Genomic DNA, 16,602 nt, shown 5'->3' on the forward strand with positions numbered 1-16,602 from the left:
CTGGGAGTGAGTTATTTCCCAGCCAGGCCGCCGCCCTTCCCACCGACCACCACGCCCGCCTTCTTCTCGATCGGCTTGATCGCCGCGGTGAAATCGGACTCGGCACCTTCCGCTGATATCACGGTCTCCCAGAGGCGTCCGACCGCGTCCGCGACCTCCATCGACAGGCCCAGCTGCTTCATCTCCTCCAGCGCCAGCCGCACGTCCTTCACCATCAGCCCGGTCGCGAAGCCGAAGTCGAAGCTGCGCGGCAGCACCGAGCGCGGAAACTTGTCGCGGCTCGCAGTGTTCATGCCTGAGCCCGCATTGATGACGTCGATCATCACGGCGGGATCGAGTCCGGCCTTCACGCCCATCACCACGGCTTCCGACGTCGCCACGATGGCGGTGGCCGAGAGGAAATTGTTGGCGAGCTTCATGGTCTGCGCCGCGCCCGGCTTCTCGCCGATGAAGAACACCTTTCCGATCACGTCGAGTGCCGGCCTGAGCAGCTCGAACTCAGCCTTTGGCCCCGACACCATCACCGCCAGCGTGCCCTTCTCGGCGCCGCCGACGCCGCCCGACACCGGGCAGTCGATCTGCACGATGTTGCGTTGTGCGAGCAGGCCGTGAATCTTCACAGCCATTTGCGAGCCGACCGTCGAGAGGTCGATGAAGCGTTTGGCACGGCTCCCTTCGATCACGCCGTTCGCGCCGGTGGCGACCTCGAGCGAAGCCTTGAGCGATGGCAGGCTCGCCATCACGGTCTCGACCTTGTCGGCGACATCCTTCGGCGACGTCGCAGCAGTCGCGCCGCGTGCGACAAGCTGGTCGACGGCTTCTCTGCGAGTGTCGAACACGACGAGCTTGTGCCCGGCCTCGATCAGCCGCCGCGCCATCGGGAAGCCCATGTTGCCGAGGCCGATAAATCCAATGTCCATGGTGTTTCCTTTTTGTTTCTTTTCGGTGTTGTGAGAGTGCCCATTTCATCCTCGGTGTCGTCCCGGATCGGCGCTACGCCCTGGACAACGCTACGCGTTGCCGAGGCTTCGCTTGTCCGGGACGACAGCGGAGATCGGCGTACCCCCTCACGTCTTCCCATCGATCTCCGCGAACACCTCGCGCGCGATGCGGAAGCTGTCGACGGCGGCCGGCATGCCGCCATAGATCGCGACCTGCATCAGGATCTCGCGGATCTCGTCGCGGGTGACGCCGTTGGTGAGCGCGCCTTTCAAGTGCGCGCGGAATTCGTGCTGGCGGTTGAGAATCGCGATCATCGCGATGTTGAGCATGCTGCGGGTCTTGCGCGGCAGCTCCTCGCGGCCCCACACCGTGCCCCAGCAATATTCGTTGAGCATCTCCTGGAACGGACGGTTGAAGTCGTCGACGTTCTTGAGCGCGTTGTTGACATAGGCCTCGCCCAGCACCGCTTTGCGGACTTCCAGGCCCTTGTCATGCATCTTCTTGTCCATGGTGTTTCCTTTATTCCCCTTGGGTATTCCTCTTGGGATGGCGCCGCGGAAATTACGGGGTTGCGCCGGGCCAGTCACGTCCTCGTGTTATGCAGGAAAAGGGGTGTCTCCCGTACAGGAACGGATGCCTCAGTGCTGCCGTTGTGGTACGCTCCACTCCGCCGGGTAACTTGGAGAGTTGATTGAACGGCGTCACCCCCGACCCGTCAGCCCCGAACCGTGATGGTGATGCTCTGTCGCGGCTGAAGCTGGCGCAGGCCCTTGTGCGGTCCACCTATGCCATCGCGTGGGAGCGTGCCTGGCCGGGTTTGGCGCGTGTTCTCACCGTTGTCGGCCTGTTTCTGGTGGTGTCCTGGGCCGGTCTTTGGCTGGCGCTGCCCTCCGTCGCCCGCGCCATCGGCCTCGTGATTTTTGCAGGGTTGGCGGTTGCCGCCCTGTTCCCGCTGATTCGGTTTCGCTGGCCGAGCCGCGAAGAGGCGCTCGCCCGGCTCGACCGCGGTTCGGGCATTCGCCATCGCCCCGCCACGACGCTCACGGACACGCTGACCTCGCAAGATCCGGTTGCACTGGCACTCTGGCAGGCGCAGCGCGAGCGCACGCTGGCTTCGCTCAAGCGCATCCGCGCCGGCTTGCCGCACCCGCGCCTCGCTATCCACGATCCCTGGGCGCTGCGCGCGTTGGTGATGGTGATGCTGGTCGCGACCTTCTTTGCGGCTGGCGACGAGCGTGCGATGCGGCTCGGCGCAGCCTTCGACTGGAACGGCGTGCTGGCGCCGACCAATATCCGCGTCGACGCCTGGGTCACGCCACCGCTCTACACCGGCAAGCCGCCGGTGATCCTGTCGGCCGCCAACAAGGAGGCTGCAGCGCTTCCGGCCTCCGGCCCGCTCGCCGTTCCCGCCGGTTCGACCCTGATCGTGCGCTCTTCCGGCGGAAGCCTGGATGTCGTGGTCTCCGGCGGCCTCAAGGAAGCCGAGCCTAAGGAAGCCGCGCCCAAGGGCACCAACGAAAAGCATTTCACCATCACGAGTGATGGCACCGCGCATGTCCGCGCGCCCTCGGGGCAGCCGCAATGGGCCTTTGCTGCGACGCCGGACCGTCCGCCGACGATCGCGCTCGCCAAGGATCCGGAGCGTCAGGCGCGCGGCGCGCTCCAGCTCGTCTACAAGATCGAGGATGATTACGGCGTCACCGGCGCTGAAGCCCAGGTCGCGCCACGGACCGCCGATGCCGGCAAGGAAGGCGACAACAAGACCGCGGCGCGCCCGCTATTCCAGCCGCCGCAGTTTCCGCTGGTGCTGCCGAACGCGCGCACCCGCAACGGCGTCGGCCAGACGGTGAAGGATCTCAGCGAGGATCCTTATGCCGGTGCCGATGTCACGCTGACACTCACCGCCAAGGACGAGGCCGGCAACGAGGCGCGAAGCGATCCGTTCAACATGCGCTTGCCCGAGCGGCTGTTCACCAAGCCGCTCGCACGCGCCTTGATCGAGCAGCGCCGCATCCTCGCGCTCGACGCCAACAAGAATTCCGACGTCTACACCGCGCTCGACGCGCTGATGATCGCGCCCGAACTGTTCACGCAGGAGACCGGGCAATATCTCGGCCTCTACAGCGTCACCCGCCAGCTCGAGGCGGCGCGCACCGATGATGCACTGCGCGAGGTGGTGGCGAGCCTGTGGGCGCTCGCAGTGACGATCGAGGACGGCAACATCTCCGATGTCGAGAAGGCGCTCCGAGCGGCACAGGACGCGCTGAAGCAGGCGCTGGACCGCGGCGCCAGCGACGAGGAGATCAAGAAGCTCACCCAGGATCTGCGGGCGGCGCTGGACAATTTCATGCGCCAGCTTGCCGAGCAGTTCCGCAACAACAAGGATGCGCAAAATCTCGCGCGTCCGCTCGATCCCAATACTAAGATCCTGCGTCAGCAGGACCTGCAGAACATGATCGACCGCATGGAGCGCCTGTCACGCTCGGGCGACAAGGATGCGGCCAAGCAGCTGCTCGACCAGCTTCAGCAGATGCTGGAGGGCCTCCAGATGGCCCAGCCGGGACAGTCCGGCGAGAGCGACATGGAGCAGGCGCTCAACGAGCTTGGCGACATGATCCGCAAGCAGCAGCAATTGCGGGACAAGACCTACAAGCAGGGCCAGGATTCCCGGCGCGATCGGATGCGCGGCAAGCAGCAGCAGGGCGACCAGTCGATGTCGGACCTGCAGCAGGACCAGCAGGCGCTGCGCGATCGCCTGAAGAAGCTCCAGGACGAAATGGCCAAGCGCGGCCTCTCGCAGAAGGGCCAGAAAGGCCAACAGGGACAGAAGGGCCAGGAAGGTCAGCAAGGCGACCAGGCGCAGTCCGGCCAGGACGGCGATCAGGATGCCGATCAGGGTGATGATGATGGCGGGCTCGATTCCGCCGACAACGCCATGGGCGATGCGGGCTCGAAGCTCGGCGAAGGCAATGCTGACGGTGCGGTGGATTCCCAGGGCAAGGCGCTGGAGGCGATGCGCAAGGGTGCGCAGAAGATGGCCGAGGCGATGCAGCAGGGCGACGGCGACGGCCAGGGCGACGGTCCCGGCAATCGTGCCGGTCGCCAGCAGAGCGGCGGCAACCAGACCGACCCGCTCGGCCGTCCGTTGCGCGGCCACGAATTCGGCGACGATTACACGGTCAGGATCCCCGGCGAGATCGACGTCCAGCGCGTCCGCCGCATTCTCGAAGAACTCCGCCGCCGCCTCGGCGACCCCTCGCGTCCGCAGATCGAGCTCGATTATATCGAGCGGCTGCTGAAGGATTTTTGAGGGGCGAAGCCACCACAAACCGGCTGTCATCGCCCGCGAAGGCGGGCGATCCAGTATTCCAGAGACGGTTGTGATTCAATCGAGAGGCTGCGGCGTACCGGATGCCCCGCCTTCGCGGGGCATGACGGCGGAATGTGTGGCGACACTATCGCTGCTAGCCCTTTTTCGCCGCGAGCGCATCGGCCACCGCCGTGCGGATATCCGCAACCGAGAACGGTTTGGTCACGACGTCATGCACCAGCGCATTCAAATTCGAGGCGCGCTCGCGCTGGTCGGCAAAACCCGTCATCAAGAGAATAGTCAGATCGGGAAAGTCGCGCGCGGCGGAGAGCGCCAGAGCGATGCCGTCCATGACGGGCATCTGGATGTCGGTGAGCAACAGATCGAACGCGCCGTCCTCGCGGGTCAGTATCTCCAGCGCCTCGGCGCCGTCCTGCGCGGTGACGGTCTCGTGGCCGTCCATGGCGATGGCGCGCGCCACCAGCTGGCGCATCGAATCCTCGTCGTCGGCAATCAACACTTTTGGCATGAGACGATCCTTGGGGCGATCCTTGGGACGAACCTTCCCGCGCGGGACGTTTGCAAGCTGATTATACGCTGCCACCGGCGATGTCGCGCCGGTTGAAGAAGCGAACGTCGATATTGCGGCCTTCCGGCGGCGGCGAGGCCAGGCGCGAGCGGAAGAAGGCGCGTTCGCCGGGTTGCAGCACGGTCTGCTCCAGCACCGAATTCCAGGCGTAGATCTCGGCGCCCTGCGCGTCGCGCACCGCAAAACGCAGGCGCGGAATATCGAGCGGCTTCTTGCCCTGGCCGACGATTACACCCTCGATCACCAGCACCTGCTTACCGTCCACCGTCTCGGTCGAGAGCTTGACGTCCTTGAAGGCGAGCCCGCGCAGGTTCACCTCCAGCCCGACCAGCTTGTAGAAGGCCGCGGTCTGCGGCAGCAGGCGGACCATGTCGCCGCGCCAGATCACCAGCGCCAGCACCAGCGCGCCCATGGCGGCGCAGGCGATCGGCAGGCCGTAATAGGTTCTGCGCGGGGCGACGGCGGGTGTCGGCCGGCTCACCTTGGCCCCGCGACGGCTGAACAGGCCGCTGAACCAGGATTGGTGCTGGATCCCGACGACTTCTTCTTCCGCGGCCCGGGCCGCCGCCGACCACTCGTCCTCAGCCTCCGCGGCATCTTCGGTCGGCCAGTCGCTGGCGATCGAGGGACTGTCGACCACCGGCGTCTCGGTGGCGTTATCGTCCTTGGCGTAAGTGTTCCACTGCTCGGCGAGGTCGGACTGGTCGTCGGCCTGGCTGGCTGCGGCCATGGCCGGCACGACGGCCTCCTCGATGGCGTCCTCGGGATGGGCGATCCAGGTTTTCTTGCAGCGGGAGCAGCGGACAGTCCGCCCGTTGGCCCCAAGGCTCGCAAGCTTGATGGCGTAGGATGTCATACAATGGGGGCAGACGATATGCATGGACGGCCTCGACGATGACCTTGTCGCAGGGAACCTGGCGCCAAGCTTCTCCTGCGCCAAGCTTCTCCTGAGAAGGGACTTCTAGGAATGCTGCCGGGGATGCTACAGGGCGACCGTTAACGAACCGGAAACCATAACGGTCGCACAACCCCTTGATCGCATGCGGCGAAGCCTCGCTGGCGATGCGGCCTTGAGTCCCCCTCGAACGGAGCTGAGCTTTGGTTCGGTTCGAAAATGTCGGATTGCGTTACGGCCTGGGCCCGGAGATCCTGCGCGACCTCAGTTTCCAGATCCCGGCGCATTCCTTCCAGTTTCTCACCGGCCCGTCCGGCGCCGGCAAGACGTCGCTGCTGCGCCTGTTGTTCCTGTCGCACCGACCGACGCGCGGCCTCGTCAATCTGTTCGGCCACGACATCTCCCAGCTCGGCAAGGACGAGATCGCCGATTTGCGCAAGCGCATCGGTATCGTGCTGCAGGATTTCCGCCTGCTCGATCACATGACGACCTATGAAAACGTGGCGCTGCCGTTCCGCGTCATGGGCCGCAGCGAATCCAGCTATCGCAAGGAGGTCATCGATCTGCTGCGCTGGGTCGGTCTCGGTGACCGCATGGATGCGCTGCCGCCGATCCTGTCCGGCGGCGAGAAGCAGCGCGCGGCGATCGCGCGCGCGGTCATCTCGCGGCCCCAACTTCTGCTCGCGGACGAGCCGACCGGCAGCGTCGATCCGACACTGGGGCGACGCTTGCTGCGGCTTTTCATCGAGCTCAACAAATCAGGCACCGCCGTCATCATCGCCACCCACGATATCGCGCTGATGGACCAGTACGAAGCGCGCCGCTTCGTGCTGCATCAGGGACGGCTGCACGTCTATGAGTAGGACCGACGAGCGCGGCGTGTTGGTCGACCTCGGACAGGAGCGTCCGCCGCTACCGGCCAGGGCGCGCAATTTGTCCCCGATCGTGCCGCGCGCCTCGATCCATGGCCGCGCACTGGTCGCCGTCGTTGCTATCATGACCTTCCTCGCCTCGATGACGACGGGCACGGTGCTCTTGGTGAGCGCTTCGGCCGCGGAATGGCAGTCGGATGTCGCCAGCGAGATCACCATTCAGGTCCGCCCGCAATCCGGACGCGACATCGAGCGCGACACGGTTGCCGTCACTGAAGCAATGCGCGCGCAAGCCGGCATTGTCGAGGTCAAGCCCTTTACCAAAGAGGAGAGCGGCAAGCTGCTCGAGCCCTGGCTCGGCACTGGCCTCTCGATGGACGATCTGCCGGTCCCGCGCATGATCATCGCGCGCGTGCAGCCTGGCACGGCACTCGACCTCGCCGCACTGCGTGCCCACGTGACGCAGGTGGCGCCGAGCGCCAGCGTCGACGATCACCGCGCCTGGATCGAACGGATGCGTTCGATGACTAACGCCACCGTGTTCGCCGGCATCGGCATTCTCGCACTCGTCATCGTCGCGACCATCATCTCGGTCTCCTTCGCAACCCGCGGCGCGATGGCGGCGAACCGCCCGATCGTCGAAGTGCTGCATTTCGTCGGTGCCGGCGATCGCTACATCGCCAATCATTTCCTGCGGCATTTCCTCCGGCTCGGCCTCGAAGGCGGCGTCATCGGCGGCGGCGTCGCCATGTTACTGTTTGGTTTCTCCGAGTCGATCGCCGGCTGGTTTTCCGGCACCCCTGTCGGCGACCAGTTCGCAGCTTTGCTCGGCACTTTCTCGCTGCGGCCATCAGGCTACGTCGTGCTCGCGGTGCAGGCCGTCCTGATCGGCGCAATCACCGCGGTCGCCTCGCGCCAAACCCTGTTCGCGACGCTGAATGACGTGGATTGAGTGCGATAAACCGGACTCCACTTCGCCTCAAAACGTCTTAAAATCATCCGGGGAAGGGATCACCGACATCACATGACCTCGCCGACCGACGATCGATCGCCGAAAATGCCGCGCGGCTGGCTCCGCGCGACCGTCGTGTCGACGATCGCGTTCACCTTTGTCGGCGCGGCGGCGGGCTTCATCGCCTTCCTGTCGCAATTGCGCGGCGTGGAGATCGCCCCCAGCCGCAAGGCTGACGGCATCGTGGTCCTCACCGGCGGCTCCTCGCGGGTTTCGGACGCGATGGAGCTGCTCGCGGCGGGCTACGGCGAGAGGCTCCTGATCTCGGGCGTGCACCCGACCTCGACGGCGAACGATATTTCGCGCACGCTGCCGGAGAACCAGTCCTTCATGACCTGCTGTGTCGACCTCGACCGCACCGCGCTCACGACCCGCGGCAACGCGGCGGAGGCGCGGCGCTGGGCCGAGGGGCGCGGCTTCAAATCGCTGATCGTTGTCACTTCGAATTACCACATGCCCCGCGCGCTCGTGGAATTCTCGCATGCGATGCCGGAGACGACACTCGTTCCTTTCGCGGTGGTCGGTGACAAATGGCGCGAGGAGCCGTGGTGGACCTCGGCCTCGACGCTGCGGCTGCTCATGTCCGAATATGTCAAGTACATCGCGGCCGAGGTGAGGGTGCGGCTGGAAGATTTCGGGATTGACCTTTCGCCCGAGATGTCGGAGCAGCCTTTTGGCCTGCAATCCAGGCGGCCCGCCACCGCACAGGCCAATTGATCGGATTGTTGATGTTCCTGATTTTCCTGCGCTCGCTGCTGTTCAACGTTCTGTTCTATACAGTGCTGGTGTGCCTTGCGATCGTGGCGCTGCCGACCTTCGCGTTGCCGCCGCGCGCCCTGCTGACGGTTGCCCAATGGTGGGCGAAGGCGACGCTGTTCCTGATGCGCGTGGTCTGCAACATCAAGGTCGAATTCCGCGGCGTCGAGAAGATTCCGGAAGGGCCGCTCGTGATCGTCGCGAAGCACCAGTCGTTTTGGGAAACCTTCGTGCTGCCGGGCTTCTTCTATCGCCCGATCTTCATCCTCAAGCGCCAGCTCATGCAGATCCCGGTGTTCGGTCAGTTCCTGGTCAAGACCGGCATGATTGCCATCGACCGCAAAGCCGGCGTGAAGGCGCTGCTCGACATGACGCGGCGCGCACGCGAGGCGGTGCGCGGCGGCGGTCAGCTCGTCATCTTTCCGGAAGGCACCCGCCGCGCGCCGGGGGCGCCGCCTGATTACAAGACCGGCTTTGCTCAGATCTATTCATCCTGCGGCGTGCAGTGCCTGCCGATCGCGCTCAATTCCGGCCTGTTCTGGCCGCGCCGCACCTTCATGCGCTATCCCGGCACGCTGGTCGTGGAGTTCCTCGATCCGCTGCCGCCGGGCCTGCCGAAGGATGAGTTTCTCGCGCGCGTGCAAGCCGTGATCGAGGATGCGACCGGTCGCATTGTCGAAGCAGGACGGAAAGAGCAGGAGCAGTTGATCGGCAGCGCGCCGAGCTATGCTCCGACGGACAGCTAGCGGCTGTCCCGGGTTTCGTCGGGAGCCGGCGCGTGCGACGAATGCACCTCGCCATGCAGCATCATGGCGAGCTGATGCAATTGCGTGTCGCGAAAACCTTCGGCCTCGATCGCCTTCACGGTCGCCGTCACATAATCGCGGTTGGCGCCGGACTGTCCGTGGCCCTGGAGCACATGGCGATGCTGATCGGCGAGCGACAGCCGGCCGGCATATTGCACATGGCCGCGGTCGACGACATAGGCGAGCGCCGAGACACGTTCACGCGCTTCATTCTCCAGCCATACCGAGCGCATCACCTCGCGATAGACCGAGGTCACCTGTTCGCGCGCGCGCAAATAGGCGACGACGTCGGCGCGGTTCTTCTCAGCGACGCGGAAGGCGATGCCGCGGCAGGCGCCGCCGCGGTCGAGCCCGAGCACGAGACCCGGCTGCTCCGGCGTGCCTCGATGCACGAAGGAATAGACGCAAAGCGCGCGGTGCTCGCCGACCAGCCGCGCCGGGACGCGCTCGTCGAATTCGAAGCCCGGCCGCCACATCAGCGAGCCATAGCCGAACACCCAGAGGTCGCCCTTGGCTGATGTGACGGTGGGGAGGGTGATTTCCGACATTTCGGGCACGGCTACCAGAAGCGAGGGCCCAAGCGAAGCGAATTCTCCGCCTTTCGTTGGAGGCCAGCCTCGCTTACATTTGACAAAATCTGGGGCCAAAGGGTCGCCGCATGTCCGATATGACCGTTGCCGCAGGCCGGCGCTCCCGTTGGGGGCTCTTCATTGCTCCCGTCATCCTCCTGATCCTCGCGGTCGCCTGGAGCGGTTTCTGGTTCTATGCGGCCTCGCAGGCCGGGATCGCCGCCGATGCCTGGCGCGCGCAGGAGGCCAAGGCCGGCCGCATCTATGACTGCGCCAAGCGCTCGATCGCGGGCTTCCCGTTCCGCTTCGAGGTCCAGTGCTCCGGCGCCAGCGTCGCCCTGGTCTCGCAGAATGCGAGCAAGACGCCGTTCACGGCCAAGCTCGACAACATCCTGGTCGTCGGGCAGGTCTACGATCCCAAACACGTCATTGCGGAATTCACGGCGCCGGCCACGCTGGTCGACGGCGTGACGCAAAACACTTTCGTGGTGAACTGGAGCAAGGGCCGCAGCAGCGTGATCGGCTTGCCGGCGGTGCCGGAGCGCGCCTCCATCGTGTTCGACGATCCCAGCATCAACAGGCTCGATGGCTCGGTGCAGGTGCCGCTCGCGCGCGCCAAGCAGATCGAGCTGCATGGTCGCCTCGCCGATGGATCGACGTCGGCTCATCCTGTGATCGAGACCGTGCTTCAGGTCTCGCAAGGCAGCATTCAGGGCGTGCATCCCTTGCTCGCCGAGCCGTTCGAAGCGGACACGCGCGCCAAGATCAGCGGCCTCTCCGATCTCACGCCAAAGCCATGGCCGCAGCGCTTCCGCGAGATCCAGGCCGCCGGCGGTCATATTGAGATCGTGCAGTCGCGCATCCAGCAGGGCGAGATGATCGCAGTCGCAGCCGGCACGCTCGGCCTCTCGGCCAATGGCCGACTGGACGGCGAATTGCAGATGACGGTGACCGGCCTCGAGCGCGTTATCCCGGCGCTCGGCATCGAGAAGATGCTGGAAGAGGGCGTGCCCCAGGCCACGCTCGATCGTGTTGTGCCCGGCGTGAAGTCGCAGGACCTCAACAATCTCTTCGGTGCGCTCGATCGTGCCGTTCCCGGCCTCGGCAAGGTCATCAAGCAGAACGCCAATGCCGGCGTTGCCGCAGGCATCAACTCGATCGGCACCGAGAGCACGCTCGAGGGCAAGAAGGCGCGCAGTTTCCCGCTGAAATTCGTCGATGGCGCCGTCCTGCTCGGCCCGTTCAAGGTCGGTCAGATTCCGCCGCTGTACTGATTCGCGGTCACGGCGCCTTCGCGCCGATGTGATGACGCGGCGGCCTCGCATCGGGAATGCGGAGCCGGAAAGTCCGGTCTCTCTCCATGTCGCCCGCCGAATGCAGCGGGCCGAGCAGGCAGGAGAGAACACCATGACGATGTCCAGATTGTTCGTGACCACCATCGCCGTCACTGCCGCGCTTGCGACGCCTGCGTTTTCACAGTGGGAGTCGCGCGGGCCAGCCGCCTTCGATCGCGCTGTCGCGAGTCGGGCAGCACGCAACACCATGGCCAATTTGCCTTCGACATCACCGCGCCCCACGGTGATCCGCGCGACCAAGGGCCAATAGCCGCCATCCCCCTTGAGATTTTGCGCGTCGCGGAGTTGGGCCCGGCCATGTCCCGGCCGGGCCCAATGCGCGTTGCGTGAGTCCCGCAGTCATCGCGCGCATGCGGATCGGGGACGCCACCAAAATATTCCGAACATGATCGTCAGGAAAACGTGATGCAGAAGATGCACGAGCCAGCGAATAACAGCAGTCCCAATCCCATCACTCCACACCAGGGAAGCACGCACGCGCCGGGGGCGCGACGGCCAGAATCTGCTTCCCAAGCGGAGGGAGGCTTACGTGCGGATCATCACACGCGGACTGATGCTGGGACTACTCGCTGCCTGTTCGGGACAGGCGCGTGCCGACGACAATGTCGCGTCCGAAATCCAGGCGCTGAAGGCGAAGCTGAAAGAGCTGCAGCAGAAGGTGGATTCGGAGGCACGTAAGACGCGCCAGGTCGAAGCGGCGCAGTCGAAGGCCGCACCGATGGCGGCAACCTACAAGGCGCTGCCCGCCGATCCCTGCGCGTCCGGCAAGATCTGCTACAAGGGCATCACGCTGACATTCGGCGGCTGGGTCGATCTCACCGGGATCTACCGCTCCCGCAACATCGCGTCCGACACCGGCTCGGTCTACAATTTCATTCCCTATCAGCAAGCCCACAATTTCTTCGTGCCGGAGACGCGCTTCTCGGCGCGCCAGAGCAGGTTCTCGGTGCTCGCCGAAGGCAACGCCAATCCCGATACGCATCTCGCCGGCTACGGTGAAATCGACTTCGAGGGCGCTGCGCAGACGGCGAGCTCGGTTGCGACCAACTCCTTCAACCCGCGCATGCGGCAGCTCAGCCTCGAGCTCGACCGCACCGATCTCGGCCTGCACTTCCTGGCCGGCCAGTCCTGGTCGCTGAACGCGCCGACAAGGTCGGGCATCGATCCCCGCGGCGTCGACGCGCCCGGCGTGATCGATTTCGAATCCGTTCCGGGATTCCTGGCAGCACGGCAACCGGGCTTGCGCGTCTGGCAGGATATCGGGCCCGAGTTCAAGATCGCGGCTTCAGTCGAAAATGCGCAGACCGCGTTTTTTGGCGGCAACACGCCGACGGTTGGTACGCCCGCGGTCGGCCCGCAGGGCGTGATCAACCCGAACGTCCAGGTCAATCTGACCGGACCGGGCGGCAGCTTCTTCAACAACCTCAACAATGTTAGCTTGAACCAGGTGCCTGACGTCACCGCCAAGGCGGCGTGGGATCCGCGGCTCGGGCCCTACAAGCTGCATGTCGAAGCCTGGGCGCTCTATCGCCAATTGTTCGATCGCTTCAACGGCGCCAACCACACCTACGACACCGGCAGCTTCGGCGGTCACGTCTTCGCGGAGCTGATTCCCAAGACCCTCGACCTCCAGCTCTATGGTGCACATGGCGTGCTCGGCCGCTTCACGGCGACGCCGTTCCCCGATGCGGCTGTGGCGCAGGATGGCACGGTGCTGCCGCTGACGATCACCGCCGCCGCGGTCGGCCTGATCTGGCACGCAACGCCTGAACTCGACGTCTACAGCTACGCCGGTCTCGAAAAGGCCAAGGCGAATTTCGCCAATGTGGGAACGGTGCCGTTCGGTTACGGCAATCCGCTCTACAATAACACCGGCTGCTTCACCGAGAACACGCCGGCCGCGACCTGTAACGGCAACACCCGGGAAGTCCGGCAAATCACCGCGGGCATCTACGACACCGTCTACCAGGGCAATTACGGCACGCTCAAAGCCGGCGTGCAGTATTCCTACACGCAGCGCTTCGCCTTCGCCGGTGTCGGCGGAGCACCCAAGACCGACGACAACATCGTCATGACGCAGATCCGCTACTACCCGTTCTAGACCATCGTGAGTGGCAATTGTCCGACGGTCTTCTGATCCTTCGGCTCGCGCAAATCGTCGCCCGGCTTGGCCTGGCGATGTCGGGCGCGGTTGGTGCGACCTTTGTCGCGGCCTTGTTGATGCGGGCCGAGCTGCCCTGGTTCGACACCGTCGAGTTCACGCTTCTTCTGATCGTGCTCGGGATGATCGGCGCATATCTCGGGATCGACATTCCGCGCGCTCCCTTGATCGGTCTTGCCAGCGCGACCGGCACGTTCCTCGCGGCGGGAGCCGGCCTGCTCGCGCTTTACGCCTTCGTGTTCGACGAGACGTCCGATGCCGCGGACAATCTGTTGTTCGGCGCCACCTGGATGCTGGGCGTGTGCCTGCAGATTGGCGCCGGTCTTGCCGGGCGGCGCCGCATCGCGCGGGTGAGGGATCGCCGCTAGCTCTGCTTCTTGTCGAGCTGCCCATGCTGGCGGCCGAAGTCTGCTGCGGCCGAATCCTGGCCGATCTCGACGATGCCGCGACGGATGGCGCGGGTGCGGGTGAAATGGTCGAACAGCGCCTCGCCGTCGCCGCGACGGATCGCGCGGGTGAGTTTTGCCAGATCCTCGGTGAAGGTGCCGAGCATCTCCAGCACCGCATCCTTGTTGGCGAGGAAGACGTCGCGCCACATCGTCGGATCTGACGCCGCGATGCGGGTGAAGTCGCGGAAGCCGCCCGCGGAGAATTTGATGACTTCGGACTCGGTCACCTGCGCCAGCTCGTCGGCCGTGCCGACGATGGTATAGGCGATCAGATGCGGCAGATGGCTGGTGATCGCGAGCACGAGATCATGATGATCCGGCGTCATCACCTCGACCTTGGCGCCCATCGCCGCCCAGAATGCGCGCAGATGCGCGGTCGCCTCGGCGTCGGTACCTTCAGGCGGTGTCAGGATGCACCAGCGATTGATGAACAGCTCGGCAAAGCCGGAATCAGGACCCGAATGCTCGGTGCCGGCGACGGGGTGCGCCGGCACGAAATGAACGTTCTTCGGCAGATGCGGCGCCATGTCCTTGACGACAGCGCCCTTGACCGAGCCGACGTCGGAGATGACGGCGCCGGGCTTCAGATGCGCAGCAATCTCCTGCGCCACCGGCCCGCAGGCGCCGACGGGAATGCAGAGGATGACGAGATCGGCATCCTTCACCGCTTCCGCATTGGTCGCCACGACTTTGTCGACGATGCCGAGCTCGAGCACGCGCGCGCGCGTCTTCTCCGAGCGCGCGGTGGTGACGATCTCGCCGGCCAGGCCTTGAAGCTTCGCAGCGCGCGCGATCGAGCCGCCGATCAGGCCGAAGCCGATCAGGGCGACGCGCTGGAAGTGCGGGTCCACGCTCATTTGCCGGCCATGAAGTCGCGCAAGGCTTCGACGACGAGGCGGTTGGCCTCCTCGGTACCGATGGTCATGCGCAGTTGATGGTGCAGGCCATAGTTCTTCAGCGCGCGCAGCACGAGGCCACGCTTGGTGAGATAGGCGTCTGCCGCATCCGACGTCTTGCCTTCTTGCGGGAAGTGGATCAGCACGAAATTGGCGACGCCGGGCGTCACCTTCAGCCCGAGCTTGGTGATCTCCTCCGTAAGCCAGTTGCGCCAGGTCTCGGTGAACTGCTTCGACATCGCCTGATGCGCGGTGTCCTCGATCGCGGCGACCGCGGCATACATTGCCGGCGTCGACACGTTGAAGGGGCCGCGGATGCGGTTGACGGCGTCAATGATGTGCTCGGGGCCGAACATCCAGCCGACGCGCAGCGCCGCAAGGCCGTGGATCTTGGAGAAGGTGTGCGTCACCACCGTGTTCTCGGTGGTGGCGACCAGCTCGATCCCCATCTCGTAATCGTTGCGCGAGACGTAGTCACAATAGGCGGCGTCAAGCACCAGCAGCACATGCGAGGGCAGGCCGGCGCGCAGGCGCTTGACCTCGTCGAACGGGATATAGGTGCCGGTCGGGTTATTGGGGTTCGCGAGCCAGACCAGCTTTGTCTTCGGCGTCACGGCATTCAGGATCGCGTCGACGTCGCAGGTGAGGTTCTTCTCGGTCGCAACGACATTCTTGGCGCCGACCGCCATGGTGGCGATCGGGTAGACCAGGAAGCCGTGCGTGGTCGAGATCGCCTCGTCGCCGTGGCTGAGATAGGTGTGAGCGAGCAGATTGAGGATCTCGTCCGAGCCGGCGCCGCAGATGATGCGGTTGGGATCGAGCCCGTAGTGGCGGCCGATCGCCTCCCGGAGCACACGCGAGGTTCCTTCCGGGTAGTCCTCCAGATGATCCGCGACGTGCCTGAAGGCCTCGATTGCCTTGGGCGAGGGTCCGAACGGCGTCTCGTTGGCCGAGAGCTTGAACACCTTGCGGCCCGGCTCGGCGACCGGAGTCTTGCCGGGCGTGTAGGGGGCAATATCGAGAATGCCGGGATTCGGCACGGGGCGGGACATCTTCAACTCCGGATAGGCTTCAGGCGGTACGCGATTTACGATTTCGGCCCGGTCGGGGGCACCGTATAGCGCGTTGCGTGGCTGCCGACGAGGGCCGTGGAGCGCACCGAGGCCCCCGCTTCGATCAAGGCAGCCCTGATCTTGTCGATGTTGGTGTCTGATGTGACCGAGACCAGCAGCGCCGCGCCGTCGAAGGCGGTATCCGGCACCGCCACGATGTCGGCGAGCGGCGACAGCGCCCTCGCGACCTCGGCGTTCCACCCCGACACGCGCACGCTGAAGGTCTCGACCTCCGTCACAACGGCGCTGTCGGCCACGCGCGAGATCGCGAACACGGGCAGTGACGCCGGATGGTCGGCGCGCTCGACGAAGGGCATGCGCGCGATGATCTTCGGTGCGCCCACCGCTTCCAGCTCCAGCCACCACGGCGTGCGGCTAGACGTCGCCGAGACGAGTGCCAGGTCACCCTTGGATTTCGCCACCGCCTCGACCGCGGCCTGCGCACTGAAATGCGCGACGTAAGGCACCGTGAAGCCGAAATGGAAGCGCACGGAATCGCGCATCGCGGGCTCGCTCGCCGAGATGTCGGCATGCACGGAGAACGGCGCCTGGACATAGGTGAAGGTCGAGATGATGACGCGCCAGATGCTCTCGACCGTGTCGAGCGGCAGGATGCCGCGATGGCGCTGCACGATCTCGCGCATCATCGAGGCCTCGCGCGCGGGCCGGAACGCCGAGCCGACCTCCTGGGTCTGCTTCACCTGGATCAGGCGGTCGATGATGTCGCCGCGCTGCATCAACAGGCGATGCATGGCCTCGTCGATCGCGTCGATCTCCTTGCGCAATTCCTGGAGCGATGGTGGCGCGGGCGGACGTTGGGACATATCTGACTAAAGCTGTTGAGAGGCGTTCCAATGCGGATCGGCCAAGCCCGTTGG

Annotated in this window: 17 protein-coding genes; 9 read left to right on the forward strand and 8 right to left on the reverse strand. The window is 65.1% G+C overall.

Annotated features, from left to right (window positions below; translation table 11 throughout):
- Positions 1 to 11: 11 nt before the first annotated feature.
- Complete coding sequence (locus XI06_RS16495) at positions 12 to 920, reverse strand: NAD(P)-dependent oxidoreductase (protein WP_237863916.1); 909 nt, start codon at positions 918 to 920, stop codon at positions 12 to 14.
- 147 nt (positions 921 to 1,067) lie between these two features.
- Positions 1,068 to 1,451 (reverse strand): carboxymuconolactone decarboxylase family protein, encoded by a 384-nt coding sequence (locus XI06_RS16500; RefSeq protein ID WP_254098972.1) that lies wholly within the window; start codon positions 1,449 to 1,451, stop codon positions 1,068 to 1,070.
- Between the two features lie 182 nt (positions 1,452 to 1,633).
- Here XI06_RS16500 and XI06_RS16505 point away from each other — a divergent pair, with 182 nt between their 5' ends.
- Positions 1,634 to 4,252, forward strand: a complete 2,619-nt coding sequence (locus XI06_RS16505) for a TIGR02302 family protein (protein WP_237863915.1) — start codon at positions 1,634 to 1,636, stop codon at positions 4,250 to 4,252.
- A gap of 154 nt (positions 4,253 to 4,406) precedes the next feature.
- Here XI06_RS16505 and XI06_RS16510 read toward each other — a convergent pair whose 3' ends face one another.
- Positions 4,407 to 4,781 carry a response regulator gene (locus XI06_RS16510; RefSeq protein ID WP_128954176.1) on the reverse strand — a complete coding sequence of 125 codons (375 nt, stop codon included), beginning with the start codon at positions 4,779 to 4,781 and terminating at the stop codon, positions 4,407 to 4,409.
- A gap of 61 nt (positions 4,782 to 4,842) precedes the next feature.
- A complete protein-coding gene (locus XI06_RS16515; protein ID WP_237863914.1) occupies positions 4,843 to 5,721 on the reverse strand; it encodes an MJ0042-type zinc finger domain-containing protein in 879 nt (292 codons plus the stop codon).
- A gap of 218 nt (positions 5,722 to 5,939) precedes the next feature.
- Between XI06_RS16515 and ftsE the strand changes: the two genes are divergently transcribed.
- From ftsE to XI06_RS16535, 4 genes are all read left to right on the forward strand, one after another.
- Positions 5,940 to 6,599, forward strand: a complete 660-nt coding sequence (gene ftsE, locus XI06_RS16520; RefSeq protein WP_128954174.1) for a cell division ATP-binding protein FtsE — start codon at positions 5,940 to 5,942, stop codon at positions 6,597 to 6,599.
- Positions 6,592 to 7,560, forward strand: a complete 969-nt coding sequence (locus XI06_RS16525) for a cell division protein FtsX (RefSeq protein ID WP_271605894.1) — start codon at positions 6,592 to 6,594, stop codon at positions 7,558 to 7,560. The genes ftsE and XI06_RS16525 overlap by 8 nt, the downstream gene beginning before the upstream one ends.
- A 72-nt stretch (positions 7,561 to 7,632) precedes the next feature.
- Positions 7,633 to 8,337: a YdcF family protein gene (locus XI06_RS16530; protein WP_237863911.1), complete on the forward strand. Its 705-nt coding sequence runs from the start codon at positions 7,633 to 7,635 to the stop codon at positions 8,335 to 8,337.
- 11 nt (positions 8,338 to 8,348) lie between these two features.
- The gene (locus XI06_RS16535; RefSeq protein ID WP_271605895.1) at positions 8,349 to 9,122 is read left to right on the forward strand and encodes a lysophospholipid acyltransferase family protein; all 774 of its coding nucleotides are present in this window, start codon (positions 8,349 to 8,351) and stop codon (positions 9,120 to 9,122) included.
- On the opposite strand, the gene XI06_RS16540 is transcribed toward XI06_RS16535, so the two are convergent.
- Positions 9,119 to 9,730, reverse strand: a complete 612-nt coding sequence (locus XI06_RS16540; protein ID WP_237863909.1) for a gamma-glutamylcyclotransferase — start codon at positions 9,728 to 9,730, stop codon at positions 9,119 to 9,121. The genes XI06_RS16535 and XI06_RS16540 overlap by 4 nt on opposite strands.
- 110 nt (positions 9,731 to 9,840) lie before the next feature.
- On the opposite strand from XI06_RS16540, the gene XI06_RS16545 reads away from it, so the two are divergent.
- The 4 genes from XI06_RS16545 (at position 9,841) to XI06_RS16560 (ending at position 13,635) form a co-directional block, all read left to right on the forward strand.
- A complete protein-coding gene (locus XI06_RS16545) occupies positions 9,841 to 11,025 on the forward strand; it encodes a DUF2125 domain-containing protein (protein ID WP_271605896.1) in 1,185 nt (394 codons plus the stop codon).
- Positions 11,026 to 11,158: 133 nt separating this feature from the next.
- The gene (locus tag XI06_RS16550; RefSeq protein ID WP_271605897.1) at positions 11,159 to 11,356 is read left to right on the forward strand and encodes a hypothetical protein; all 198 of its coding nucleotides are present in this window, start codon (positions 11,159 to 11,161) and stop codon (positions 11,354 to 11,356) included.
- 279 nt (positions 11,357 to 11,635) lie between these two features.
- A complete protein-coding gene (locus tag XI06_RS16555; RefSeq protein WP_271605898.1) occupies positions 11,636 to 13,207 on the forward strand; it encodes a hypothetical protein in 1,572 nt (523 codons plus the stop codon).
- Between the two features lie 17 nt (positions 13,208 to 13,224).
- The gene (locus tag XI06_RS16560; protein WP_237863905.1) at positions 13,225 to 13,635 is read left to right on the forward strand and encodes a hypothetical protein; all 411 of its coding nucleotides are present in this window, start codon (positions 13,225 to 13,227) and stop codon (positions 13,633 to 13,635) included.
- Here XI06_RS16560 and XI06_RS16565 read toward each other — a convergent pair.
- The 3 genes from XI06_RS16565 to XI06_RS16575 are packed head-to-tail and all read right to left on the reverse strand — an operon-like array spanning position 13,632 to position 16,548.
- Positions 13,632 to 14,573, reverse strand: a complete 942-nt coding sequence (locus XI06_RS16565) for a prephenate/arogenate dehydrogenase family protein (RefSeq protein WP_237863904.1) — start codon at positions 14,571 to 14,573, stop codon at positions 13,632 to 13,634. The two genes, XI06_RS16560 and XI06_RS16565, sit on opposite strands and share 4 nt — an antisense overlap.
- A complete protein-coding gene (hisC, locus tag XI06_RS16570; RefSeq protein ID WP_237863903.1) occupies positions 14,570 to 15,664 on the reverse strand; it encodes a histidinol-phosphate transaminase in 1,095 nt (364 codons plus the stop codon). The genes XI06_RS16565 and hisC overlap by 4 nt, the downstream gene beginning before the upstream one ends.
- 35 nt (positions 15,665 to 15,699) lie before the next feature.
- Positions 15,700 to 16,548 carry a chorismate mutase gene (locus XI06_RS16575; RefSeq protein ID WP_237863902.1) on the reverse strand — a complete coding sequence of 283 codons (849 nt, stop codon included), beginning with the start codon at positions 16,546 to 16,548 and terminating at the stop codon, positions 15,700 to 15,702.
- Positions 16,549 to 16,602: the final 54 nt, after the last annotated feature.

Origin of the sequence: Bradyrhizobium sp. CCBAU 11434 (assembly GCF_028128895.1) — a bacterium.
Classification (GTDB): Bacteria; Pseudomonadota; Alphaproteobacteria; order Rhizobiales; family Xanthobacteraceae; genus Bradyrhizobium; species Bradyrhizobium zhengyangense.

What these genes read in the sequence shown, in the direction of transcription:
- XI06_RS16495 (WP_237863916.1), bottom strand. Translation starts at nt 920, where the DNA reads ATGGACATTGGATTTATCGGCCTCGGCAACATGGGCTTCCCGATGGCG.
- XI06_RS16500 (WP_254098972.1), bottom strand. Translation starts at nt 1,451, where the DNA reads ATGGACAAGAAGATGCATGACAAGGGCCTGGAAGTCCGCAAAGCGGTG.
- XI06_RS16510 (WP_128954176.1), bottom strand. Translation starts at nt 4,781, where the DNA reads ATGCCAAAAGTGTTGATTGCCGACGACGAGGATTCGATGCGCCAGCTG.
- XI06_RS16515 (WP_237863914.1), bottom strand. Translation starts at nt 5,721, where the DNA reads ATGCATATCGTCTGCCCCCATTGTATGACATCCTACGCCATCAAGCTT.
- XI06_RS16525 (WP_271605894.1), top strand. Translation starts at nt 6,592, where the DNA reads ATGAGTAGGACCGACGAGCGCGGCGTGTTGGTCGACCTCGGACAGGAG.
- XI06_RS16530 (WP_237863911.1), top strand. Translation starts at nt 7,633, where the DNA reads ATGACCTCGCCGACCGACGATCGATCGCCGAAAATGCCGCGCGGCTGG.
- XI06_RS16535 (WP_271605895.1), top strand. Translation starts at nt 8,349, where the DNA reads ATGTTCCTGATTTTCCTGCGCTCGCTGCTGTTCAACGTTCTGTTCTAT.
- XI06_RS16540 (WP_237863909.1), bottom strand. Translation starts at nt 9,730, where the DNA reads ATGTCGGAAATCACCCTCCCCACCGTCACATCAGCCAAGGGCGACCTC.
- XI06_RS16545 (WP_271605896.1), top strand. Translation starts at nt 9,841, where the DNA reads ATGTCCGATATGACCGTTGCCGCAGGCCGGCGCTCCCGTTGGGGGCTC.
- XI06_RS16550 (WP_271605897.1), top strand. Translation starts at nt 11,159, where the DNA reads ATGACGATGTCCAGATTGTTCGTGACCACCATCGCCGTCACTGCCGCG.
- XI06_RS16565 (WP_237863904.1), bottom strand. Translation starts at nt 14,573, where the DNA reads ATGAGCGTGGACCCGCACTTCCAGCGCGTCGCCCTGATCGGCTTCGGC.
- hisC (WP_237863903.1), bottom strand. Translation starts at nt 15,664, where the DNA reads ATGTCCCGCCCCGTGCCGAATCCCGGCATTCTCGATATTGCCCCCTAC.
- XI06_RS16575 (WP_237863902.1), bottom strand. Translation starts at nt 16,548, where the DNA reads ATGTCCCAACGTCCGCCCGCGCCACCATCGCTCCAGGAATTGCGCAAG.